Origin of the sequence: Ciceribacter thiooxidans, assembly GCF_014126615.1 — a bacterium.
Classification (GTDB): domain Bacteria; phylum Pseudomonadota; class Alphaproteobacteria; order Rhizobiales; family Rhizobiaceae; genus Allorhizobium; species Allorhizobium thiooxidans.
The window spans coordinates 782,560-805,911 of the sequence record NZ_CP059896.1; the positions used below are offsets into that span (position 1 = coordinate 782,560).

Annotated in this window: 24 protein-coding genes; 21 read left to right on the forward strand and 3 right to left on the reverse strand. The window is 63.7% G+C overall.

Annotated features, from left to right (window positions below):
• Window positions 1–9 precede the first annotated feature (9 nt).
• Entirely contained in the window at window positions 10–363 is a 354-nt protein-coding gene (locus tag H4I97_RS03620) for a DUF6867 family protein (protein WP_112688614.1), read from the forward strand.
• Between the two features lie 142 nt (window positions 364–505).
• The gene (locus H4I97_RS03625) at window positions 506–1,621 is read left to right on the forward strand and encodes a branched-chain amino acid ABC transporter substrate-binding protein (protein WP_112688615.1); all 1,116 of its coding nucleotides are present in this window, start codon (window positions 506–508) and stop codon (window positions 1,619–1,621) included.
• 183 nt (window positions 1,622–1,804) lie between these two features.
• Here the strand turns inward: H4I97_RS03625 and H4I97_RS03630 are convergent, their stop codons facing one another.
• The gene (locus H4I97_RS03630) at window positions 1,805–2,725 is read right to left on the reverse strand and encodes a response regulator transcription factor (RefSeq protein WP_182306580.1); all 921 of its coding nucleotides are present in this window, start codon (window positions 2,723–2,725) and stop codon (window positions 1,805–1,807) included.
• Window positions 2,718–6,107: a hybrid sensor histidine kinase/response regulator gene (locus H4I97_RS03635; protein WP_182306581.1), complete on the reverse strand. Its 3,390-nt coding sequence runs from the start codon at window positions 6,105–6,107 to the stop codon at window positions 2,718–2,720. Before H4I97_RS03635 ends, H4I97_RS03630 begins: the two co-directional genes overlap by 8 nt.
• A 269-nt stretch (window positions 6,108–6,376) precedes the next feature.
• Here H4I97_RS03635 and H4I97_RS03640 point away from each other — a divergent pair, with 269 nt between their 5' ends.
• From H4I97_RS03640 to ureG, 19 genes are all read left to right on the forward strand, one after another.
• Window positions 6,377–7,009 carry a TerC family protein gene (locus tag H4I97_RS03640; RefSeq protein WP_182307532.1) on the forward strand — a complete coding sequence of 211 codons (633 nt, stop codon included), beginning with the start codon at window positions 6,377–6,379 and terminating at the stop codon, window positions 7,007–7,009.
• A 548-nt stretch (window positions 7,010–7,557) separates the two neighbouring features.
• Complete coding sequence (gene urtA, locus H4I97_RS03645; protein WP_182306582.1) at window positions 7,558–8,847, forward strand: urea ABC transporter substrate-binding protein; 1,290 nt, start codon at window positions 7,558–7,560, stop codon at window positions 8,845–8,847.
• 241 nt (window positions 8,848–9,088) lie between these two features.
• A complete protein-coding gene (gene urtB, locus H4I97_RS03650) occupies window positions 9,089–10,693 on the forward strand; it encodes an urea ABC transporter permease subunit UrtB (RefSeq protein ID WP_182306583.1) in 1,605 nt (534 codons plus the stop codon).
• The gene (gene urtC, locus H4I97_RS03655; RefSeq protein WP_182306584.1) at window positions 10,690–11,859 is read left to right on the forward strand and encodes an urea ABC transporter permease subunit UrtC; all 1,170 of its coding nucleotides are present in this window, start codon (window positions 10,690–10,692) and stop codon (window positions 11,857–11,859) included. Before urtB ends, urtC begins: the two co-directional genes overlap by 4 nt.
• Window positions 11,860–11,863: 4 nt before the next feature.
• Complete coding sequence (gene urtD / locus H4I97_RS03660; protein ID WP_182306585.1) at window positions 11,864–12,619, forward strand: urea ABC transporter ATP-binding protein UrtD; 756 nt, start codon at window positions 11,864–11,866, stop codon at window positions 12,617–12,619.
• A gap of 258 nt (window positions 12,620–12,877) precedes the next feature.
• A complete protein-coding gene (gene urtE / locus H4I97_RS03665) occupies window positions 12,878–13,573 on the forward strand; it encodes an urea ABC transporter ATP-binding subunit UrtE (RefSeq protein ID WP_182306586.1) in 696 nt (231 codons plus the stop codon).
• A 316-nt stretch (window positions 13,574–13,889) separates the two neighbouring features.
• Complete coding sequence (locus H4I97_RS03670; protein WP_244658704.1) at window positions 13,890–14,819, forward strand: CE1 family esterase; 930 nt, start codon at window positions 13,890–13,892, stop codon at window positions 14,817–14,819.
• Window positions 14,762–15,580: an urease accessory protein UreD gene (locus H4I97_RS03675; protein WP_182306587.1), complete on the forward strand. Its 819-nt coding sequence runs from the start codon at window positions 14,762–14,764 to the stop codon at window positions 15,578–15,580. The genes H4I97_RS03670 and H4I97_RS03675 overlap by 58 nt, the downstream gene beginning before the upstream one ends.
• 26 nt (window positions 15,581–15,606) lie before the next feature.
• A complete protein-coding gene (locus tag H4I97_RS03680) occupies window positions 15,607–15,909 on the forward strand; it encodes an urease subunit gamma (RefSeq protein ID WP_182306588.1) in 303 nt (100 codons plus the stop codon).
• Window positions 15,910–15,928: 19 nt separating this feature from the next.
• A complete protein-coding gene (locus H4I97_RS03685) occupies window positions 15,929–16,234 on the forward strand; it encodes an urease subunit beta (RefSeq protein WP_182306589.1) in 306 nt (101 codons plus the stop codon).
• On the forward strand, window positions 16,234–16,590 hold the full coding sequence (locus tag H4I97_RS03690) for a GFA family protein (RefSeq protein WP_182306590.1): 357 nt from the start codon (window positions 16,234–16,236) through the stop codon (window positions 16,588–16,590). The genes H4I97_RS03685 and H4I97_RS03690 overlap by 1 nt, the downstream gene beginning before the upstream one ends.
• A gap of 30 nt (window positions 16,591–16,620) precedes the next feature.
• Complete coding sequence (locus tag H4I97_RS03695; protein WP_182306591.1) at window positions 16,621–17,052, forward strand: lysozyme inhibitor LprI family protein; 432 nt, start codon at window positions 16,621–16,623, stop codon at window positions 17,050–17,052.
• A gap of 15 nt (window positions 17,053–17,067) precedes the next feature.
• Window positions 17,068–17,712 (forward strand): Urease operon accessory protein, encoded by a 645-nt coding sequence (locus H4I97_RS03700; protein WP_182306592.1) that lies wholly within the window; start codon window positions 17,068–17,070, stop codon window positions 17,710–17,712.
• A 4-nt stretch (window positions 17,713–17,716) separates the two neighbouring features.
• On the forward strand, window positions 17,717–19,429 hold the full coding sequence (ureC, locus tag H4I97_RS03705; RefSeq protein ID WP_182306593.1) for an urease subunit alpha: 1,713 nt from the start codon (window positions 17,717–17,719) through the stop codon (window positions 19,427–19,429).
• 203 nt (window positions 19,430–19,632) lie between these two features.
• Complete coding sequence (locus tag H4I97_RS03710; RefSeq protein ID WP_182307533.1) at window positions 19,633–20,169, forward strand: peroxiredoxin; 537 nt, start codon at window positions 19,633–19,635, stop codon at window positions 20,167–20,169.
• A gap of 157 nt (window positions 20,170–20,326) precedes the next feature.
• Window positions 20,327–20,797: an urease accessory protein UreE gene (gene ureE, locus H4I97_RS03715; RefSeq protein WP_182306594.1), complete on the forward strand. Its 471-nt coding sequence runs from the start codon at window positions 20,327–20,329 to the stop codon at window positions 20,795–20,797.
• A 6-nt stretch (window positions 20,798–20,803) separates the two neighbouring features.
• The gene (locus H4I97_RS03720) at window positions 20,804–21,475 is read left to right on the forward strand and encodes an urease accessory protein UreF (RefSeq protein WP_244658705.1); all 672 of its coding nucleotides are present in this window, start codon (window positions 20,804–20,806) and stop codon (window positions 21,473–21,475) included.
• A complete protein-coding gene (locus tag H4I97_RS03725) occupies window positions 21,472–21,909 on the forward strand; it encodes a DUF3995 domain-containing protein (protein ID WP_182306595.1) in 438 nt (145 codons plus the stop codon). The genes H4I97_RS03720 and H4I97_RS03725 overlap by 4 nt, the downstream gene beginning before the upstream one ends.
• The gene (gene ureG, locus H4I97_RS03730; RefSeq protein ID WP_182306596.1) at window positions 21,906–22,517 is read left to right on the forward strand and encodes an urease accessory protein UreG; all 612 of its coding nucleotides are present in this window, start codon (window positions 21,906–21,908) and stop codon (window positions 22,515–22,517) included. Before H4I97_RS03725 ends, ureG begins: the two co-directional genes overlap by 4 nt.
• Window positions 22,518–22,548: 31 nt before the next feature.
• Here ureG and H4I97_RS03735 read toward each other — a convergent pair whose 3' ends face one another.
• Window positions 22,549–23,238 carry a Crp/Fnr family transcriptional regulator gene (locus H4I97_RS03735; RefSeq protein ID WP_244658756.1) on the reverse strand — a complete coding sequence of 230 codons (690 nt, stop codon included), beginning with the start codon at window positions 23,236–23,238 and terminating at the stop codon, window positions 22,549–22,551.
• Between the last annotated feature and the right edge of the window lie 114 nt (window positions 23,239–23,352).

Consider the following 23,352-nt stretch of genomic DNA (forward strand, 5'->3'; position numbering starts at 1 on the left):
GAATTTGACATGCAAGGATTGTTTTTCGAGACCGACACCGGCGTCCGCTACGTCCTGCGGTTCCTGGTGCTGCTGCTCGGTTTCTGGACCGCGTGGCGGACGGGCAAGGCTGTCGCCGAAGGCTGGCAGCACTATCCGACGGTGATCGTCTATACATTGCTGCTGGGCGTCGTGATGCGCTTTCTGCATTACGCGCTCTTTCAGGGGCCGTTCATCAGCCCCTTCTATTACGTAATCGACGTCGCTCTGCTGCTGGTCTTTGCGACGGCCGGATACCGGGTCCGGCGGACCCGTCAGATGGTTGATAACTATTACTGGCTTTACGAGAAGACCTCGGCCTTCTCGTGGAAGAAGAAAGATTGACAGCCACGTTTTTCTTGTCACAGATTGCGACAAGAAGGGCCTGGCTTTCAATACAGAGTGGAACAGATTTCCGGCGCAGTGATGGTGGGTATTGCGTACGGTTTCAGAAACCTAACCTGCCTAAAAAATTGGGAGTAACAATATGAAGAAGCTTCTTCTTTCTGCTGTTGCGCTGACGGCCATGATGGCCTACGGCGGCAGCGCCTGGGCCGAAGTGCTCGTCGGCGTCGGCGGTCCGCTGACGGGTCCGAACGCCGCTTTCGGTGCTCAGCTCCAGAAGGGTGCGGAACAGGCTGCAGCCGACATCAACGCTGCCGGCGGCATGAACGGCGAGCAGATCAAGATCGTTCTCGGCGACGACGTTTCCGACGCCAAGCAGGGCGTTTCGGTTGCCAACAAGTTCGTCGCTGACGGCGTCAAGTTCGTTATCGGCCACTTCAACTCCGGCGTTTCGATCCCTGCTTCGGAAGTCTACGCCGAAAACGGCCTCCTGCAGATCACCCCGGCATCCACCAACCCGCAGTACACCGAACGCGGCATGTGGAACACCTTCCGTACCTGCGGTCGTGACGACCAGCAGGGCGCGGTAGCCGGTGCCTACATCGCCGAGAAGTTCAAGGACGGCAAGGTCGCGGTCGTTCACGACAAGACCCCGTATGGCCAGGGCCTCGCCGACGAAACCAAGAAGGCGATGAACGCTGCCGGCGTCACCGAAGTCCTGTACGAAGGCATCACGCCCGGCGACAAGGACTATTCGGCTCTGATCGCGAAGATGAAGGAAGCCGGCGTCACCGTCGTCTACTTCGGCGGTCTGCACACCGAATTCGGCCTGATCGAGCGCCAGGCTGCCGACCAGGGCCTGAAGGCTGCCTTCATGTCGGGTGACGGTATCGTGTCGAACGAACTCGCTTCGATCGCCGGCGACGCCGTCAACGGCACGCTGATGACCTTCGCTCCGGATCCGCGCAAGAACCCGGCTGCCAAGGACCTGGTCGAGAAGTTCCGCGCTGGCGGCTTCGAACCGGAAGCCTACACGCTCTACTCCTATGCAGCTCTGCAGGTGATCGCCGAAGCGGCCAAGAAGGTCGGCTCCAACGATCCGGAAGCCATCGCCACCGCGATGAAGGAGCAGGGCCCGTACGCAACCGTCATCGGCGAACTCGGCTTCGATGCCAAGGGCGACATCACGCGTCCGGACTACGTCATGTACACCTGGAAGAAGGGCGAGGACGGCAAGTACTCGTACTTCCAAGACTAATTCTATCCCTCACCGGATTGACGGAAAGCCCGGCCTCGTGCCGGGCTTTCTGCGTTTGGGGAGCGAATAGGGAATAGGGAATAGGGAATAGGGAATAGGGAATAGGGAGTGTACTCTCGGGGCCGTTGACGCGGGGCGAGCCAGGATCTCGGCTACTCGCTATTCGCCCACTGCCTATCCGGCTTACGCCTCGTGCAGCACGTTCGCTGCCTTGACTGCGGCGGAGGCGCGGTTCTCGACGCCGAGCTTCACGTAGATCTGCTCGAGATGCTTGTTGACGGTTCGGGCGGACAGGCCGAGAATTTCGCCGATGTCGCGGTTGGACTTGCCCTTGGCGATCCAGGCGAGAACCTCGGATTCGCGTGCGGTCAGGCCGAAGGTGCGGCGCAGGGCCTCGTCGCTGTTCTTCGCGCCGGCCGTCAGGCGGAAGAGATACTCGTCGGGTCCGATCACGCCGAGAAACGCAAAGTGCAGCAAGGCGTCGCCGGCCGGCGGATACGAAAAGGCGGCTTCCCCGCCCTGACCCTGCTTCCCGCGGACTGTCATCCATGCGGCAACGGCGGGTGCCACGAGATCGGCACCGTCGTCGCGGCCGGTCGCCTCGCGGATCAGCCGGGAGGCTTGTGGTGTCGACCAGCGGATGCCGCCGTCGGCGCGGAAGGCCACGAGATGGCGACCGGTGGCGTCGAGCGCCACGCGGGCGCTGCGGGCCGAGCGGGCGTTGGCGAGATGCACCCGGATGCGGGCGCGCAGCTCGTCGATGTTGATCGGCTTCGTCAGGTAATCGACGCCGCCCGATTCCAGCGCGTGCACGACGTGCTCTGTTTCGGTGAGGCCCGTCATGAAGATCACCGGCACCTGCGCTACGGCCGGGTCGGCCTTCAGCCTGCGGCAGGTCTCGAAACCGTCCATCGTGGGCATCACCGCGTCGAGAAGAATCAGGTCGGGGCTGATGCGTCCGACGATCGCGAGTGCCGCCTGCCCGGAGGTCGCGATCAGCACCGAGAAGCCGGATTGCTCCAGCGCTTCCGTGAGGAAGCCGAGCGCCTCCGGGCTGTCGTCGACGAGCAGCACGATGTCGCGGGGTTGGAGCGCGTCAGCCACGGGTTTCGACCCTTTCCGTCTCGTAGGTCTTCAGGAGAGCGAGATAGCCCGGAATGTCGAAGGACTGCACATGGACGCGGAGCGCCTCGGTGAAGGCGAGATGGTCCGGGTCCGCGCCGATCTCGCCGAGCTTTGCCTCTATGCCGCGGATATAGCCGATCTCTCCGAGCCGAACGAGTTCATCAATGTGACCGGCGGCAGGGGGCTTCGGCCTTTCCGGCGCACCGGTCTTTCGCGTCGTAACCTGCTCGTCGGCATAGGTCCAGTCGAGGCCGAGATACTTCGCGAGCTTGTCGCGCAGCCGGCGCACGTCGACCGGCTTGGCGATCGTGTCGTTATGGGCGTCGCTGCCGCCGTTCGATACGGAGCCGTCGCCGATATTGGCGGAGAGCATCAGGATCGGGGCGCTCTGTCCTGCCTCCCGCAACCGCTCCACGAGCTGCCAGCCGTTCATGCCGGGCATGGAAATGTCGACGAGAAAGAGGTCGGCCTTGACCCCCTCGATCAGGGTCAGGCATTCCGGCCCGCCGGCGGCAGTCAGCACCACGAAGTCGAGCGGCGCCAGCACCTCGCGCATCAAGTCGCGGTGGTCCTCGTTGTCGTCGACGACGACGATGGTTCGGCGCGGTCCGGTATAGGAGACGATCTTCCGCTCGGGCGCCGGCGCGGTGTTCGGCCGGTCGACGGCCGAAAGCATCAGTCGCACGCGGAAGGTCGATCCTTTGTCGCGCTCGCTCAAGACGCCGATCTCACCGCCGAGCGTATTGGTGAGCAGCTTGGTGATCGTCAGGCCGAGGCCGAGGCCGGGGAGGGGGCGGACATTGTCGGCCTCGCCGCGCTGGAAAGGCTCGAAGATCCGCGTGAGTTCCTTCTCGGCGATGCCTCGCCCGGTATCGGAAACCGTGAAGGTCGCGACCTGGCTGCGGTAGTCGACCTTGAAGCTGACGCTGCCGCGGTCGGTGAACTTGATCGCGTTCGAGAGCAGGTTGACGAGGATCTGGCGCAGCCGCTTCTCGTCGGTGCGGACATATTGCGGCAGGCCGCGGGCGCGCTCGTGGACGAAGGCGAGCCCCTTGGCCTCCGCCTGCGGGCGGAACATGTCGGTGATCTGGTCGAGGAAGTCCTGGATGTCGAGTTCGTTGGAATAGACCTGCAGGCGGCCGGCCTCGATCTTGGAGATGTCGAGGAGACCGTCGATGAGGCCGGAGAGGTGATCGGCGGAACGGCGGATGACTCGAATAGCGGATTGCCGCTTCGGCGGGATCGTCTCGTCGCGCTCGAGGATCTGCGCGTAGCCGAGCACCGCGTTGAGCGGCGTGCGCAATTCGTGGGAGAGGCCGACGACATAGCGGCTCTTGGCGCGGTTGGCGGCTTCCGCCGTCTCCTTCGCCGACTGCAGGGCGGCGTCGGTCTTCCGGTGGGCGGCGATCTCCTTCAGCAGCAGCGTGTTCTGGCGGGAGGATTCCTCCTCGGCCACGACCCGGCTGTCATGGGCGAGCACGTAGAACCAGCTTGCGACGCCGGCAATCACCGAGAAGACGAAGAAGACGATCAGCGCCGTGCGGTCGACGACGGCCGCGGTCTGCGGCGACGCCGCGCCGACCTGATGGGCGATGAGCGTCAGGATGGCGCCGATGCCGGTGATCGCGACGACGGCGGTCATGGCGTAGCGGCCGAGCCGCGTCGAAAGCCTCGTGATGATGCCCTCCGGCAGAAACGAGCGGGCGACGGCCGCGGTCTGCGCGTCGAGCCGTGCATGCGGCTTGCAGATGTCGTGGCAGCGGCTGTCGAGCGAGCAGCAAAGCGAGCAGACGGGGGCGGCGTAAGCCGGGCACCACGCCATGTCCTCGGGCTCGAAGGGATGCTCGCAGATGGAGCAGGTGATTGCGGTCAGGTTCTTCCAGGCCTGCCGCGGCTTGCGCGCAAGATAGTACTTGCCGCCCGTCGCCCAGGCGATCAGCGGCGCGATCACGAAGGCGACGAGCGTCACATAGGTGGCGAGCGAGGCCATCAGCGGGCCGAACAGCCCGAAATGTGCGGCAAGGGCGAGACCGCCCGAAGCGAGGAGCGTGCCGAGCCCGACCGGATTGACGTCGTAGAGGTGGGCGCGCTTGAACTCGATGCCGGGGGGCGCAAGCCCGAGCGGCTTGTTGACGAAGAGATCGGCGGAGACGGTGCAGAGCCAGGACATGGCGACGATCGAGAAGATCCCGAGCGTCTCTTCCAGCAGCCGGTAGATGCCGAGCTCCATGAGCAAGAGCGCGATGGCGACGTTGAACACCAGCCAGACGACGCGGCCGGGATGGCTGTGGGTGAGGCGGGAGAAGAAATTCGACCAGGCGAGCGAGCCGGCATAGGCGTTCATCACGTTGATCTTCAGCTGGGAAACCACAACGAAGCCGGCCATCAGCAGCAGGGCGGCGGTGTGGTTCGGGATCATGTAGCCGAAGGCCGTCACGTACATGCGCGCCGGGTCGGCGGCTTCACCCACCGGAACGCCGGTCGAGAGCGTCAGCACGGCGAGGAAGGAGCCCGCCAGAAGCTTCGGCACGCCGAGGACGACCCAGCCGGCGCCGGCGAGGAAGACGGCGATGCGATGATGAAGCCGGCGCCCGCCCTCCGGTGGCAAGAACCGCAGGAAGTCGACCTGCTCGCCGATCTGCGGCATCAGCGCCAGGATGACGGCGGAGGCCGCGCCGAAATCGACGAGATCGAAGGGGGCGGTCTCGCCCATGGCGGCGGCCGGATGGCCGATGCCGGCGAAGGCTCGCCAGAGATCGATCTTCTGCCAGTCGAGGGCCGCAATGAAGATGAAGGGCAGGATGTTGAGGACGATCCAGAACGGCTGCGTGACCAGCTGGAACTTGGAGATCAGCCGGACGCCGTAGGTGACGAGCGGGATGACGACGGCCGCCGAGACGATGTAGCCGATCCATGGCGGAACGCCGAAGGCAAGGTCGAGCGCCCCGGTCATGATCGATGCCTCGATGGCGAAGAGCATGAAGGTGAAGCTCGCATAGATCAGCGAGGTGATGGTCGAGCCGATATAGCCGAAGCCGGCGCCGCGGGTCAGGAGGTCGATGTCGACGCCGTGGCGGATGGCGTAGCGGGTGATCGGCACGCCGACGAGCAGCATGACCACTGCCGCCGCCAGGATCGCGAGACTTGCGTTGGTCGTGCCGTAGGAAAGCGTGATGGTGCCGCCGATTGCCTCCAGCGCCAGGAAGGAGATGGCACCGATCGCCGTCTGCGAGATGCGCGAGGATGAAAAGCGCCGCGCACCCTTCGCCGTGAAGCGAAGCGCATAGTCTTCGAGCGTCTGGTCGGCAACCCAGCGGTTGTACTCGCGACGGACGGGGATGATGCGTTGGCGTGCGGCCATGCCTAAAAACTGGCGCCTTCTTCAAAATGACTATTCTCTGTGCATTTTCATGGGATTTGCGCAAATGGCAAGGGCGATTTGCCGGACGGCGTTTCGCAGAACGCCGCTCTCTGCCCTCGCTATGCGGAAGGCGAACGTGCGGGGAGGCACCGGTTATCGCCGTTTTCTGCGCAAAACCTACCGGCCGGCGAAATTCTCCTTTCGAGACGTCGGCCGGTCCGATAAGCGAAGGATACGTGCAATCTCAGCGGAATGGGTCGTCCGGGATGATGGAGCTCTTTACGACAGCCGGAATGGCGGCATTTTTCGAAGTCGTGGCCATCGATCTCGTGCTGGCGGGAGACAATGCGATCGTGATCGGCCTGGCGGCCGCGGGGCTCCCCGCCGAGCAGCGGCGAAAGGCGATCCTCGTTGGAATTCTCGCCGCCACCGTGCTGCGCATCACCTTCGCGACGGCGACCGCCTTCCTGCTGACCATTGTCGGGTTGCAGCTTCTCGGCGGGCTGATGCTCGCCTGGGTCTGCTGGAAGATGTGGACGGAACTGCGCAGTGCCGCGCACGAACCGCACAAGCAGGGCGAGACCGACGATACCGAGCTGACGATAAAGGAAAAGACGTTCCTGCTGGCGGCGACCGAAATCGTCGTCGCCGACGTCTCGATGTCGCTGGACAACGTGCTTGCGGTCGCCGGTGCGGCCAAGGAGCACATGATCATCCTTGCTTTCGGCCTGATCCTGTCGATCACGCTGATGGGGCTTGCCGCCAACCTCGTCGCGAGCCTGCTGCACCGCCACCGCTGGATCGCCTATGTCGGCCTAGGCGTCATCAGCTACGTGACGGTCAGCATGATCTATCACGGGTTCCTTGAAGTCTGGCCGGCGGTTCTCGGCTATCTCGGCTGAGCATCTCACGCCGCCGCAATCCCCATGATGCTCGCGCCGACGAAAGGCAACCGGCGTCGCTTGCGGTGCGAGCGGGCCTTTCCCCGTCAGCTTTCTGTCAGTGTCCTCCTGCTAGAACTCTCTTCATCGCGAAACGAACCGAAGGCGTTCCGCGATGATTGGGGGAGGATGAAAGTGGCCGTTGTCGAAAGCAGGACGTTCAGGTCCGTCCGCTGTGCTGCCGACCTGACCGGTGTCTTTCCCTGATTTTGCCGCCTGCTGTCCCGTCGCCGAGCCATCGCCAGGGAACGTTTCGCTCAGCCGCCGCAACGAGCGACATCCCCATTTGCGCTCTGTTGACGCCGCACACAAGCGAGCAAGGGGCCGTCACATTCCCTGAAATGTGACGGCCCCACCTTCGTCGCCGCGATCCAGTGGCGCAAGCTTTCCCCCTCGACATACGTCAAACGACGTATGTGGTTTTGCACTGCAGCAGCCGATAGTTCCCCCAGCAACGGCGAAGGCCCAGACGGCCCGGTTGCGGAACTGACAAAGAGGGGAACAATCAGATGAGACTGAAGGCACATCTTTGCGGCGCGCTCGCCGCCGCCATGCTGTCGACGACGGCGTTCACCGCCGCCTTCGCCGCCGATGACACGATCAAGATCGGCGTCCTGCATTCGCTGTCCGGTACCATGGCGATCTCGGAAACGACGCTCAAGGACGCCATGCTGATGCTCGTCGACGAGCAGAACAAGAAGGGCGGCGTTCTCGGCAAGAAGCTCGAGGCGGTGGTCGTCGACCCGGCCTCCGACTGGCCGCTGTTTGCCGAAAAGGCCCGCGAACTGATCGAGAAGGACAAGGTCGCCGCCGTCTTCGGCTGCTGGACTTCGTCGTCGCGCAAGTCCGTCCTGCCTGTCTTCGAAGAGCTGAATTCGATCCTCTTCTACCCCGTCCAGTACGAGGGTGAAGAATCTTCGCGCAACATCTTCTACACGGGCGCTGCTCCGAACCAGCAGGCCATCCCGGCGGTCGACTATCTGGCCAATGAGGAAGGCGTCGAGCGCTGGGTGCTCGCCGGCACCGACTACGTCTATCCGCAGACGACCAACAAGATCCTGAAAGCCTATCTGATGTCGAAGGGCGTTGCCGAAGAAGACATCATGATCAACTATACGCCGTTCGGTCACTCCGACTGGCAGACGATCGTCTCCGACATCAAGAAGTTCGGCTCGGCCGGCAAGAAGACTGCCGTCGTCTCCACGATCAATGGTGACGCGAACGTTCCCTTCTACAAGGAGCTCGCCAACCAGGGCATCAAGGCCGAGGATATCCCGGTCGTCGCCTTCTCCGTCGGTGAAGAAGAGCTCGCTGGTCTCGACACCGCACCGCTGGTCGGCCATCTCGCCGCCTGGAACTACTTCGAGTCCGTCGACGCGCCGGTCAATGCCGAGTTCATCAAGACCTGGCACGCCTTCACCGGCAACGAAAAGCGCGTGACCAACGACCCGATGGAAGCCGCCTATATCGGTTTCAACGCCTGGGTTAAGGCCGTCGAGGCTGCCGGCACGACCGATACGGACGCCGTTCTCGATAGCATCATCGGCGTTTCCGTTCCGAACCTGTCGGGTGGTACCTCGACCGTCATGCCGAACCACCACATCACGAAACCGGTCCTCATCGGTGAAATCCAGGCGGACGGCCAGTTCGAAATCGTGCAGGAGACGCCTGCCGTCGTCGGCGACGAATGGTCCGACTATCTGCCGGACTCCAAGGATCTGATCTCCGATTGGCGCAAGCCGATGTCCTGCGGCAACTTCAACGTCGCCACGGGCAAGTGCGGCGGCAAGGGCAGCTGATTTCCTCCTTCTAACACCTCCCCCTTGAGGGGGAGGTCATCGCGCAGCGATGGGTGGGGGTGATGTCTTCAGGGTGTCACCCCACCCCGAACCTTCGGTTCGACCCTCCCCCTCAAGGGGAGGGTGTTCGCGAACCGCCCACAGCGGAACTACCCCTTCTCCCCGTTCACGGGGAGAAGGTGCCGGCAGGCGGATGAGGGGCTTTTCGAGCTCCACCGCCCCGCCAACCGGGGACAACAGAATGCTCATTCGCCTGATTTCATCACTCATCCTTTTCTTCTTTCTCGCCTCACCCTCGCTTGCCCAGTCCGATCCGAGGGACCTCATCATCGCGCTCGGCAAGGCCAATTTCAAGCAGGCCGAAGAGCTGCTCGGCGAGATAGCCGCGACAGGCGATCCGCGCGTTGTGCCGGCACTCGAAGCCTTTGCCGAAGGCGGTCTCTATGTCCGCAAGTCGGACAATCAAGTGTTCATCACCAAGGCGGCGGGCAGCAATCTCGCCGCCATCGACCCGCTGACGGGCGAGACGGTGGGCGAGGCACCGAAGGCGACCTTCACCAAGATCAAGGTCAACAACAATCTCCGCCGCGCCATCCGTTCGGCCCTCGGCGGGCTGACGCTGCTCAGCCCCGATCGCGGCGTGCGCCTCGCGGCCGCGCAGGCGGTCCTGCAGTCGCCGAGCGCGGAAAACCTCGAACTCGTCGAGGCTGCGCTCGCCAGGGAAACGGACACCGAGGTCAAGGCGCGCATGGAAGAGGCGCGTGCGGTCTCCGTGCTCGCCTCCGACCGCAGCGCCGACGAAAAGCGCGCCGCAATCGAAACCGTCGCCTCGCTCGGCGGGCGCGAGGCGATCGGCATCCTGATGTCGGTATCCTCGACCATCGACGAGAGCCTCAGGCCAGATCTCGACGCGGCCATCTCCGGTATCGAGGGCCAGTTGCTGCTCTGGGATGCCGGCCAGAACGTCTGGTACGGCATCTCGCTCGGCTCGGTTCTGCTGCTTGCGGCCATCGGGCTTGCAATCACCTTCGGCGTCATGGGCATCATCAACATGGCGCATGGCGAGATGGTGATGATCGGCGCCTATTCCACCTTCATGGTGCAGCAGGTGATCCGCACCAGCTATCCGCATCTCTTCGACTGGTCGCTGGCGATCGCTCTGCCTGTCGCCTTCCTGGTGACGGCGGCGCTCGGCCTCGTCATCGAGCGCGGCGTCATTCGTTTCCTCTACGGCCGGCCGCTCGAAACCCTGCTCGCGACCTGGGGCATTTCGCTGATCCTCCAGCAGTCCGTGCGCACGATCTTCGGGCCGACTAACCAGGAGGTCGGCAATCCGTCCTGGATGTCCGGGTCCTTTGCGCTCGGCGGCATGACGATCACCTGGAACCGGCTCTGGATCGTGCTGTTCTCGCTGACCATCTTCTTTGCCCTTCTGACCCTGATGAAGCGCTCGTCCTTCGGCCTGCAGATGCGCGCCGTCACCCAGAACCGCCGGATGGCCTCATCGATGGGCATCCGCACGCCTCTCGTCGATGCGTTCACCTTCGCGCTCGGTTCCGGGATCGCCGGCATCGCCGGCGTGGCGCTCAGCCAGATCGACAATGTGAGCCCCAATCTCGGGCAGTCCTACATCATCGACAGCTTCATGGTCGTGGTCTTCGGCGGGGTGGGCAATCTCTGGGGCACGCTGGTCGGAGCGCTCTCGCTCGGCGTGCTCAACAAGTTCCTCGAACCATCGGTTGGTGCGGTGCTCGGCAAGATCCTCGTGCTAGTCCTGATCATCCTCTTCATCCAGAAACGTCCGCGCGGGCTCTTCGCGCTTAAGGGAAGGGCGGTGGAAGCATGATTACCGGCTTCGTCCTGCGTGCACTCGAAGGCAAGATCGTCATTGCCGTCGGCATCCTCGTCGCTTTCGCCACGCTCATTCCGGCGCTCAACCTGATGACGCCGCCCGACAGCCCGCTGCACGTGCCGACCTACATCATGTCGCTCCTCGGCAAGTATCTCTGCTACGCGCTGCTGGCGTTGGCGCTCGACCTTGTCTGGGGCTATTGCGGCATCCTCTCGCTCGGCCATGGCGCCTTCTTCGCACTCGGAGGCTATGCGATGGGCATGTATCTGATGCGCCAGATCGGTTCGCGCGGCGTCTACGGCGATCCCATTCTGCCGGACTTCATGGTCTTTCTGAACTGGAAGGAACTGCCCTGGTTCTGGCACGGCATGGACGTGTTCCTCGTCGCCATGGCGATGGTGCTGATCGTGCCGGGACTGCTCGCCTTCGTCTTCGGCTGGTTCGCCTTCCGGAGCCGCGTCAACGGCGTCTATCTCTCGATCATCACGCAGGCGATGACCTATGCGCTGATGCTCGCCTTCTTCCGCAACGACATGGGTTTCGGCGGTAACAACGGTCTGACCGACTACAAGGAGATCCTCGGCTTGTCCGTCCAGGCGGACGGGACGCGTGCGGCGCTCTTCGCGCTCTCGGCGATATTCCTCGCATTCTGCCTCGTGCTGGCATCTGCCATCACCCGCTCCAAGTTTGGCAAGGTTCTGGTTGGCGTGCGGGACGCAGAAAGCCGCGTGCGCTTCCTCGGCTACCGCGTTGAAAACATCAAGCTCTTCACCTTCGTCGTCTCTGCGATGATGGCCGGGATTGCCGGTGCGCTCTTCGTGCCGCAGGTCGGCATCATCAATCCGGGCGAATTCGCGCCGGCAAACTCGATCGAAGTGGTCGTGTGGACGGCCGTCGGCGGGCGCGGCACGCTGATCGGGCCGATCATCGGGGCGATCCTCGTCAATGTCGGCAAGAGCTATTTCACCGGCGCCTTCCCCGACCTCTGGCTCTTCGCGCTCGGCGGCCTCTTCATCGGCGTCACGCTGTTCCTGCCCAAGGGCATCGTCGGAACCGTCCAGCAGTACCTCGCCCGGCGGCGGGACTATCGGGCTGCCGCCGACAAGGATGCGGCGAACGCCGACGTGAATCCCCAACCGGCCCCCGTGGCTGCGGAGTGAGATCATGAGCGACAAGACCACCTCCAGCCTGCTCTATCTCGATGGTGTGTCCGTTTCCTTCGACGGCTTCAAGGCGCTGAATTCCCTGTCGTTCATCGTTGAACCCGGCGAGCTTCGCGCGATCATCGGCCCGAACGGTGCCGGCAAGACGACGATGATGGACATCATCACCGGCAAGACGCGTCCCGATGAAGGTGAAGTCTTCTTCGACGGCGGGAAGATCGACCTGACGAAGAAGGACGAAGCCGAAATTGCCCAGCTCGGCATCGGCCGCAAGTTCCAGAAGCCGACGGTGTTCGAAAGCCACACCGTCTGGGACAACCTGGAACTGGCGCTCAACCGCAAACGCGGGGTCTTTGCGACGCTCTTCTATCGACTGACGGCCGAGGACAAGGCGCGTATCGAGGAGATCCTGGAGACGGTGCGCCTGACCCACCGCAAGGACGAGCTCGCCGCCAACCTCTCGCACGGCCAGAAGCAGTGGCTGGAGATCGGCATGCTGCTCGCCCAGGAGCCGAAGCTTCTCCTTGTCGACGAACCGGTCGCCGGCATGACGGACGCCGAGACGGCAGAAACGGCAGTCCTCCTCAAGGAAATCGCCAAAACGCGTTCGGTCGTCGTCGTCGAGCACGACATGGGCTTCATCCGCGACCTCGGCGTCAAGGTGACGTGCCTGGCGGAAGGATCGGTGCTCGCCGAAGGGTCGATCGATTTCGTCTCGGCCGACCAGAAGGTCATCGAGAATTATCTGGGGCGATGAGGTGACCATGTCGAATGCTGCGGTTAGCATACCCCCTCTGGCCTGCCGGCCATCTCCCCCTCAAGGGGGGAGATCGATTTGCGGCCAATCGTTCAGCTCCCCACATCCCGCGCTCGGGGCACTCAATCACCTGTAATATATTCGGCGGTTCGGTCGGTCTGCGGCGCAAGCCGTCTTCCGATCTCCCCCCTTGAGGGGAGATGCCCGGCAGGGCAGAGGGGGTGCTCTTCAGACCCCAACCGCCACCGGAGGTCTGCCATGCTGACAGTCGAAAACGTCAATCTCCATTACGGTGCAGCACAAGCCCTACGCGGCGTGTCGATCAATGCCGAAATGGGCAAGATCACCTGCGTGCTTGGCCGAAACGGGGTCGGCAAGTCGTCGCTGCTGCGTGCCATCACCGGCCAGCATGCAGTGTCGGCGGGCACGATCGCCTTCAACGGCACAAAGCTCGACGGCATGGCGCCGTTCAACCGGGCGCGGATGGGTCTCGGCTACGTGCCGCAGGGGCGTGAAATCTTTCCGCTGCTGACGGTCAAGGAAAACCTCGAGACCGGCTATGCGCCGCTCGCCCGCAAGGACCGCTTCATACCGGACGACATCTTCAGCCTCTTTCCCGTGCTGCAATCCATGCTCGGCCGGCGCGGCGGCGATCTGTCGGGCGGGCAGCAGCAGCAGCTCGCGATCGGCAGGGCTATGGTGACGCGGCCGAAGATCCTCGTACTCGACGAGCCGACCGAGGGCATCCAGCCGTCGATCATCAAGGATATCGGCCGGGCGATCCGCTATCTGCGCGACACCACCGGCATGGCGATCCTGCTCGTCGAGCAATACCTCGACTTCTGCCGGGAGCTCGCCGATCACGTCTACATCATGGATCGCGGCGAAATCGTCCATGAGGGGACGGCGGAAACGCTCGACACGCCGGAGGCACGGCGCCACCTGACGGTCTGACGTATTGTGGATCATTTATGAGATGTTAGTAATATATGCTTGATGCTGAGGGGGAACGTGGTATTTACCCGCGTCTGCTAACAAAAGGCACAGCCATGACATCCGGCACGGTCCGAAAGCCGTTGCGGGCGCGAGACCTCGTTGGTCTGCTTGCAACCGGCTTTCTCTTTTTTGCGTTCATGACAGGTTATGCATCGGCCGCAACCGGCTGCGGAACACCGGTGCCCGCCGGCCGTCACGACATGACGATCCGTTCCGGGGGCACGACCGGCACGCGGTCTATTTCATCCCGTCGACTTATACCGGCGACCGCAAGGTGCCGCTGGTCTTCGACTTCCACGGCTCCAACAGCCATCCGCGCGGCCAGCTCAATCGCAGCCGCTGGGACGAGGTGGCCGAGCGCGAGGACTTCGTCGTCATGGCACTCGAAGGAAGCCTCGACGGCGCGTTGCCCGGCACCCATGCCTGGAACGTACCCGGCGTGAAGCCGCTGCCGGGTGTGAGCCGCGAGGGTAGCCTCGACGAAGGCACGTTCATCCGCGATGCCGTGGAAAAGGCAAAGGACACGTTCTGCATCGATCCCGACCGCATCTATGCGTCCGGCTATTCGGGCGGCGGGCGAATGCTGTCGCAATATGTCTGCGACGGGCACGAGGATTTTGCCGCCGCCGGCTTCGTGATGGGGCTGCGCGCCGGCTATCCCGAGCAGGAGGATGGCGTCTGGCGTCCGCACAAGGAAAGCTGCCATCCGGCCAGGGCGATCTCGATCATCGCGTTTTCAGGCTTGAAGGACCACGTCAATCCGTTTGCCGGCGGCGGGCAGCCCTACTGGCAATACGGTGGCGAGGCCGCGGTCGAACGCTGGGCGGAGCTCAATGGCTGTGAAGGCCGCCCGACCGTCGATGCGGGCGAGAAGGTGACGGTTTCGAGCTATTCGGGCTGCCGCCGCGGGACGAACGTGGTGTCCTACGTGATCGCCGGGGCCAGCCACGACTGGCCGGCGCGGACCATCCGCTTCCGCTTCGCCTCGAATGGGGATGAAACGGTCCGCGAGGTTGATGCCACGGACAGAATGTGGGAATTTTTCCGCAATGCGGGAGGCAAGCTGATGGCCGGAACGGCGACCACGACAGCTTGCGCCGCGAACACAATAACCGCCGCGACGACAGACGGCGGGCAGGGGACAACGTGCAACCGGCAAGTGACATCAGACCTCAGCGCGCCCGGGGCGTCGGAAGGCTTGTGACGAAAGCGCTCGGCGGCCGCACGCGGCTCGCCGAGCTCTACCAGGAAGGGGCGGCCAAGATCCGGCTGCCCGAGACCTTTACCGCCGAACTGGAGGCGGTGCTCATCAATACCGGCGGAGGGCTGACGGGCGGCGACCGCATGGACTGGTCGGTCGCTGCAGGTCCCGGCACCTTCGTGACCGCAACCACGCAAGCCTGCGAAAAGATCTACAAGGCCTCCTTTGGCACCGCCGCGGTCGAGACGCGGATCAGCGCCGCCGCGGGCGCGCGCGTCCACTGGCTGCCGCAGGAAACGATCCTCTTCGACAACGCCTCACTCACCCGCCGGCTGGAAGTCGACCTCGATCCGACCGCCGAATTCCTTTGCGTCGAGGCGGTGCTGCTCGGCCGCAAGGCGATGGGCGAGGGCGTCTCCCGCGGCCTCATGCGCGACCGCTGGCGTATCCGATGTGCCGGGCGGCTGATCCATGCCGAGGAACTCCGCCTCGACGGCGATATTGCGGCGTTGACCGCCTCGAACGCGGTTCTCGGCGGCGATGTCGCCTTCGCCACCGTGCTTTACGTCGGGCCCCTCGCGGAGGCGCTGCTGCCGCAGGTGCGCGCGATCCTCGGCGACGGTCCGGGCGGCGCGAGCCAATGGGAGGGCAAGCTGGTCGTGCGGATGACCGCCGCCGACGGCTTCCGGCTCAGACAAAAATTGGTTTCAATCGTTTCGGCCTTGCGCAGCGGCGCGACTATGCCGAAAGTCTGGAATCTCTGACAGTCGTCAAGAAGAGTGGAGCGGGCATGAACCTCACGCCGAGAGAAAAAGACAAACTCCTGATCGCCATGGCGGCCGTGGTGGCACGCCGCCGGCTCGAGCGGGGGGTGAAGCTCAACTACCCGGAAGCGATCGCGCTCATCACCGACTTCGTGGTGGAAGGCGCACGCGACGGGCGTTCGGTCGCCGACCTCATGGAGGCGGGGGCGCACGTGATCACCCGCGACCAGGTGATGGAGGGTATCGCCGAGATGATCCACGACGTGCAGGTCGAGGCGACTTTCCCCGACGGCACGAAGCTCGTGACCGTGCATGAACCGATACGTTAAGCCATTGGAGGACTGATTCATGATCCCCGGCGAAATCATTGCCGCACAAGGCGAAATCGAACTCAATGCGGACCTCCCGACGGTGACGGTCGAGGTCTCCAATACGGGCGACCGGCCGGTGCAGGTCGGCAGCCACTATCACTTCTTCGAGGCCAATGCCGGTCTCTCCTTCGACCGCGAAACGGCGAGGGGGATGCGGCTCGACATCCCGGCCGGAACAGCGGTACGCTTCGAACCGGGGCAGACGCGGCAGGTGACGCTGATCCCGCTTTCGGGCAAGCGTGAGGTCTACGGTTTTCGACAACAGATCATGGGAGCACTCTGATGGCGGTTTTGCATTATCACGGAAGTTGCCAGTGCGGGGCGGTGGATTTCGACGTCGACGTCGATCTCGGGCACACGGTGGTGTGCAACTGCTCGCGCTGCCGGCGCCTCGGGTCGGTTCTCGCCTTCGCTCCGCGCGAGGCCTTCACGCTGAATTCCGGCAAGGACAATCTCACCGAATACCAGTTCAACAAGCACCTGATCCATCACCTGTTCTGCAAGACCTGCGGCATCCAGAGCTTCTCCTTCGGGGAGACGCCGGACGGAAAACAGATGGTGGCGCTCAACGTCAACACGCTCGACGGCGTCGATGCCCGCTCGCTTCCCTCGCAGGCTTTCGACGGCGCATCGGTCTAACTGCATTTCAGCCAGGGTTTTTCAAACGCCATGAATTTCTTGAGATTTTGCCGCCACGGTCTGGCCGCGGCCCTTCTCTCTAGCCTCGCCTTCGCCGCGCCGGTGGCGGCTGAGGATGAGCCCGAGGTCGACTGCGAAAACGCGATGACCCAGTTCGATATGAACGTCTGCTCGCAGCGCGACTACGAGAAGGCCGACGAGGCGCTGAATGCGCAGTGGGCGAAGACCAAGAAGGTGATGGCCGCCTGGGATGCCGAACTTGATTCCGGGAACAAGGGTGCGGTCGAATCTCTGGTCAGTGCGCAGCGTGCCTGGATCCAGTATCGCGACAACCACTGCGATGCGGTGGGCTACAGCGTCTGGGGCGGAAGCATGTATCCGACGATCGTCGCCTCATGCCTCGAGGACCTGACCGCCAAGCGGACCAAGGAACTCGAAGAACTCGCGAACGGCGTCGAATAACGGGGCCGCAGGCGGATGGGGAGACGGATCGTCATTGTCGGAAACGGTGAGGTGCCGCAAGGGGCAGCGGAGGCGATCGACGCCGCCGACATAGTCGTGCGCTTCAACGAAAGCCGCAATTTCGGCTTGAGCGGCAACCGCACAGATGTCGTCGCCGTCTGCAATACCGGCCGTCCGGCGCTCACGATGCTCTCCTCGCCCGAATGGCGGGCGAGCCGCCCGGTCACGGATTGCCGGGAAATATGGTCGGTCCGTGACCCGGAAAAGTTCAGCTCTCTGCATCCTGCGCTGATGCTGACTCGTCCCGAGCTTGCGGATTTCTGCGATGACTACACCGATGCGCTCGCGGCTTTCGCGGCCGATATCGGCAAGGCCCACGTGATCATTGACCGGTCGGTGCACGAGGCGGTCGATGCCGCGCTGGTGCCGTTCGAGCCGGGCGACTATGTCGTTCCGAGCAGCGGCATGGTCGTCGTGGCAAGCGTCCTCGCGCAGGCAGAAGGCGCCGGTGACGACGTCGTCCTGACCGGTTTTTCGCATGAAGGCTGGGATGGTCATCCCTTCGCCGCCGAGCGGCGTCTCGTCGATTCCTACATTGCCGCGGGCAGGCTCAGCCGCCTGCAGCGCACCGATTTCGTCTCTCCGCTGGAAGGAGCATGATCCGATGTCCTACAAGATGTCCCGCGCCGCCTACGCCTCGATGTTCGGTCCGACGACCGGCGACAGGGTGCGGCTCGCCGATACCGAACTCTTCGTCGAGGTTGAGAAAGATTACACGACCTATGGCGACGAGGTGAAGTTCGGCGGCGGCAAGGTCATCCGCGACGGCATGGGCCAGAGTCAGGTGACGCGCGCGGCGGGCGCCGTCGACACGGTCATCACCAATGCGCTGATCGTCGACCACTGGGGGATCGTGAAAGCCGACATCGGGCTCAAGGACGGACGCATCGTCGCGATCGGCAAGGCCGGCAATCCCGACACGCAGCCGGACGTCACCATTATCGTCGGGCCGGGGACGGAAGCAATCGCCGGCGAGGGCAAGATCGTCACCGCCGGCGGCATGGACAGCCACATCCACTTCATCTGTCCGCAGCAGATCGAGGAGGCGCTGATGTCCGGCATCACCTGCATGCTCGGTGGCGGTACCGGACCTGCCCACGGGACACTCGCCACCACCTGTACGCCGGGTCCCTGGCATATCGCCCGGATGATCGAGGCGGCGGATGCCTTCCCGATGAATCTCGCCTTCGCCGGCAAGGGTAATGCCTCGCTGCCGGGAGCGCTCGAGGAGATGGTGCTCGGTGGCGCCTCCTCGCTGAAGCTGCACGAGGACTGGGGAACGACGCCGGCGGCGATCGACTGCTGCCTCTCGGTCGCCGACCAGTACGATGTGCAGGTGATGATCCACACCGACACGCTGAACGAGTCGGGCTTCGTCGAGGATTCGATCGGCGCGATCAAGGGCAGGACGATCCACGCCTTCCACACAGAAGGGGCAGGCGGCGGCCACGCGCCGGACATCATCCGCATCTGCGGGCAGGCGAACGTCATCCCGTCTTCGACGAACCCGACACGGCCCTACACGGTCAACACGATCGCCGAGCATCTCGACATGCTGATGGTCTGCCATCACCTCTCGGCATCGATTCCGGAAGACATCGCCTTCGCCGAAAGCCGTATTCGCAAGGAGACGATCGCGGCGGAAGACATTCTCCACGACATCGGCGCCTTCTCGATCATCTCCTCCGACAGCCAGGCGATGGGCCGCGTCGGGGAGGTGGCGATCCGCACCTGGCAGACGGCGGACAAGATGAAGCGCCAGCGCGGGCGGCTGCCGCAGGAGACCGGCGACAACGACAATGCACGGGTGAAGCGCTATATCGCCAAGTACACGATCAACCCGGCGATCGCCCACGGCGTCAGCCACGAGATCGGCTCCGTCGAGATCGGCAAGCGGGCGGACCTCGTCCTCTGGAACCCGGCCTTTTTCGGCGTCAAGCCGGACATGGTGCTGATGGGCGGGACGATCGTCGCGGCCCCGATGGGCGATCCGAACGCCTCGATCCCGACGCCGCAGCCGGTGCATTACCGGCCGATGTTCGGCGCCTACGGCAAGGCGCGGACCAATTCCTCCGTCACCTTTGTCTCCCAGGCCTCGCTGGATGCCGAGCTCGCAAACCGGCTCGGCGTCGCCAAGCAGTTGGTGGCCGTCCGGAATACCCGCGGGGGCATTTCCAAGGCGTCGATGATCCATAACGACCTGACGCCGGAGATCGAGGTCGATCCGGAGACCTATGAAGTGCGCGCCGACGGCGAATTGCTCACCTGCGAACCGGCGACGAAGCTGCCGATGGCGCAGCGGTATTTCCTGTTCTGACTGCCGGTCATACAGGATTGGGCGGCGATGACGCTGGCGGACAGCTCAGCCATGCGCTTGCCGCAACCCAGCCATGCATCCGCCCTGCGACGATGTTTCATGCTGCGTCGCAACCAATTTTAGTGTAGTTCTAATTCGCAAGTACGGCGCTCCGCCCCCTGATGCGCCGGCTAACGTGTTTCCCATGCAAGGAGATTGCTATGCTGATCGGCAAGAAAGTGCCCCAAGTCACCTTCCGTACCCGCGTCCGTGACGAGTCCGTCGGCGGTCCGAACCCCTATCGTTGGCAGGACGTCACCTCAGACGACTACTTCAAGGGCAAGCGGGTCATCCTGTTCTCGCTGCCGGGCGCATTTACCCCGACCTGCTCGACCTACCAGCTTCCCGACTTCGAGAAGATGTACAACGAGTTCAAGGCCGAAGGCATTGACGAAATCTACTGCATTTCCGTCAACGACGCCTTCGTGATGAACGCCTGGGGCAAGCAGCAGAACCTCGAAAACGTCAAGCTGATCCCCGACGGCTCCGGCGAGTTCACCCGCAAGATGGGTATGCTGGTCCGCAAGGACAACCTCGGCTTTGGCATGCGCTCCTGGCGCTATGCGGCGATCATCAACAACGGTGCGATTGAGCAGTGGTTCGAGGAAGAAGGCTTCTCCGACAATTGCGAGAGCGATCCCTACGGCGTTTCCTCGCCGCAGAACATCCTGGCGAAACTGCAGGAAAAGAAGGCCGCCTGAGGCTTTCGCCGCTCCTGGTTTCGAGGGCGTCGGCCGGCTGGCCGGCGCCCTTTTCGTATTCTCGCGGAAAAGCCGTCAGGCGTGTCACGAGCACAACTTCCCTGTTGCGGGGTACGTCCAAATTCTGCATTTTCAGGGTAGTCAATTCGGATTAGCCATGCAGCGCATCACGACCTATCTCTCGGCCGGAACTTCTGTCACCGCTCCCATAGGCACGGTGGTGCTCGCCCATGACGAGCGGCACCTGAGGCGGAAGCTACTTCATCTCGCCGATGGTGACATGGTCATGCTCGACCTCAAAGAGCCGGTGGTCTTCGGCGACGGCGACCGGCTGGTGCTCGACAACGGCGACCAGGTCGAGATCCGGGCGGCGAAGGAGTCGCTCTACGAGATCGTTCCGCGCGACGCTCTGCACCTGGCCGAACTCGCCTGGCACCTCGGCAACCGCCACATGTCGGCGCAGATCGAGGCGGATCGCATCCTCATCCTGCGCGACCGGGTGATCCGGGAGATGATCGAACTCCTCGGCGCGCGGGTGGTGGAGATCGTCGAAGCCTTCCAGCCGATGCGAGGGGCCTATCACACCCATGGCGACAACCACGGCCACGGGCATGGCGGTCACGAGTGAGCGCCGATGCGTGAACGCCCTGCAGTCGAGGGCCTGTTGCGGCTGATGGCCTGGCTTTCGCCGGCCTTCCCGGTCGGAGGCTTTGCCTATTCCGGCGGCCTCGAAGCCGCGGTACAGGCGGGACACGTATCGTCGGCCGAGACGTTGAAGGACTGGCTCCTGACCCTGCTTCGAAACGGCAGCTTGCGGAACGATGCGGTGCTGCTTGCGGAGGCTTACCGCTCCGTGGCCGACGATGAACGGCTGCGGGAGGTCGCCGAACTCGCAACGGCTCTCGCCGGATCGGCCGAACGTCATGTCGAAATCTCGCGGCAGGGTGGCGCCTTCCTTGCGGCAGCAGACGCCTGGCCCGGCTCTGTTCCGGATGTGCTCGGTGACGGGACGGCCTACAGCGTCGCCGTCGGCGCCGTTGCTGCCTCGAACGGTGTCCGCCTTGCCGAGACCGTTGCCGCCTTTCTCCACGCTGCGGTGTCGCAACTCGTCTCGGCGGCGATCCGTCTCGGCGTCCTCGGGCAGAGCCGGGGTGTCGCGCTTCTCTCGGCGCTGGAAGAGGTTGTCGCCGAGCAGGCCGGGAAGGCTGCATCGTCGACGCTCGAGGATCTCGGCAGTGCAACGCTCGTCGCCGACCAGATGAGCCTCCGGCACGAGACCCAGCATTCGAGGCTGTTCCTCTCATGACCGCGCTCGCCCTTCTCCTCGCCGTCCTGCTTCTGGCGATTGCTGCCCTGCATCTCGCCTGGGCCGCGGGATCGACCTTTCCGGCCGCGAGCGAGCGGGAGCTCGTGCGGATGGTGGTCGGCTTCAAGGGACAAGAGCAAATGCCGCCGCCTGCGGCCGCGGTGCTGGTTGCGGTCGCGCTCGCTGTCGCGGCCTATGTCGCGCTTGCACTCGCCTCGCTCAGTGTCTGGCCGTTCTGGCGCTGGTCGCTCACCTTCGCTGGCATGGTCCTTGCTTTTGTCTTTCTTGCCCGCGGCGTCGCCGCTTATCTGCCGGCGTGGCGAGCACGGGTTCCGCAGCAACCTTTTGCGAGGCTCGACCGGCGCTACTATGGACCGCTCTGCCTGGTGATCGGCGCGGGCTTCACTCTTCTTGCAACGGGATACACGGCATGAAATCGGCAAACGGTCCTCTGCGCATCGGCATCGGCGGCCCTGTGGGCTCCGGCAAGACGGCGCTCACCGAAAAGCTCTGCAAGGCGCTGCGCGCCGACTATTCGGTCGCCGTCGTCACCAACGACATCTATACGCGCGAGGATGCCGACGCGCTCGTGCGCATGCAGGCGCTTTCCTCGGACCGTGTCGTTGGTGTCGAGACCGGCGGCTGCCCGCACACGGCGATCCGCGAGGATGCGACGATCAACCTGCAGGCGATCGCCGATCTCAATCGGCGCTTTCCCGATCTCGACGTCGTCTTCATCGAATCGGGCGGCGACAATCTGGCGGCGACGTTCTCGCCCGATCTCGCCGATTTGACGATCTACGTGATCTCCGTCTGCCAGGGCGAGGAAATCCCGCGCAAGGGCGGCCCGGGCATTACCCGCTCGGATCTCCTGGTAATCAACAAGAAGGATCTCGCCCCTTACGTCGAGGTCGATCTCGACGTGATGGATCGCGACGCCCGGCGGATGCGCAATGCCAAGCCGCATGTCTTCTCGGACATGAAGCGCGGAGCGGGTGTGGAAGATATCGTGCAGTTCATCAAGGAAACCGGCGGCCTCTGATCGCCGGCTGTCGTTGCGGACAGATCGCGTTTCAGATCTGCTTCAGCGCGCTGATGTCGCTGATCTGGATGATACGCCCGCGCACCGTCACGCCCGCCCGGCGGAGAGAGGAAAAGGCGCGCGACAGGGCCTCCGGCGCCAGCCCGAGCTTGCCGGCGAGCAAGCTCTTCTGGAAGGGGAGGCGGATCGAGGCGGAGCTGCCGTCCTGCGGGCAGTTGTCGAGCAGATAATGGGCGACGCGCTGCGGTGCCGTCTGCAGCCGGTCGTTGGCGATGCAATCCATGCTGCTGCGCAGATGAGCGGACAGGCACTGGATCACGGCCTTCGCCACGTCCTTTTCCTGCTCGGCGAGCTGGCGCACCTTCTGCAGTTCGAAACGCGCCACCACGACGTTTTCCGCTGCCTGGGCGTTGTAGAGGTAGCGATCGCCACAGGCGAGCAGGCATTCGGCGAACGTATCTCCCGGTCCGCAGATGCGGATGTCCGCCTCGCGACCGTCCCTGTTCAGCCGGTAGAGCCGCACATAGCCGGTCAGGGAGCAGTAGAAGTATTCCGCAACCTCGCCTTCCCGGAAGAGAATGTCTCGCGCCTCGAAATTGGTGACGGTCGCAAGGTCGAGCATCCGTGCCATCGAGACAGGACCGAGAGACTCCATGAAGGAACTTCTCAGCAATATGTTCTTGTCGCGTGTGTTCAGCTTCAATGTCTTGTTCACAGGTATCACCATTCCTGCCGGCCTTGCGTGGCAGACGCAGGGCTCGTTGCCGGTTTCTGGAAGATGGTCGTCGATCCGGCTTCGCTGGGAGTGGTCTCCGTCCGAGCCGTACACGTCGTC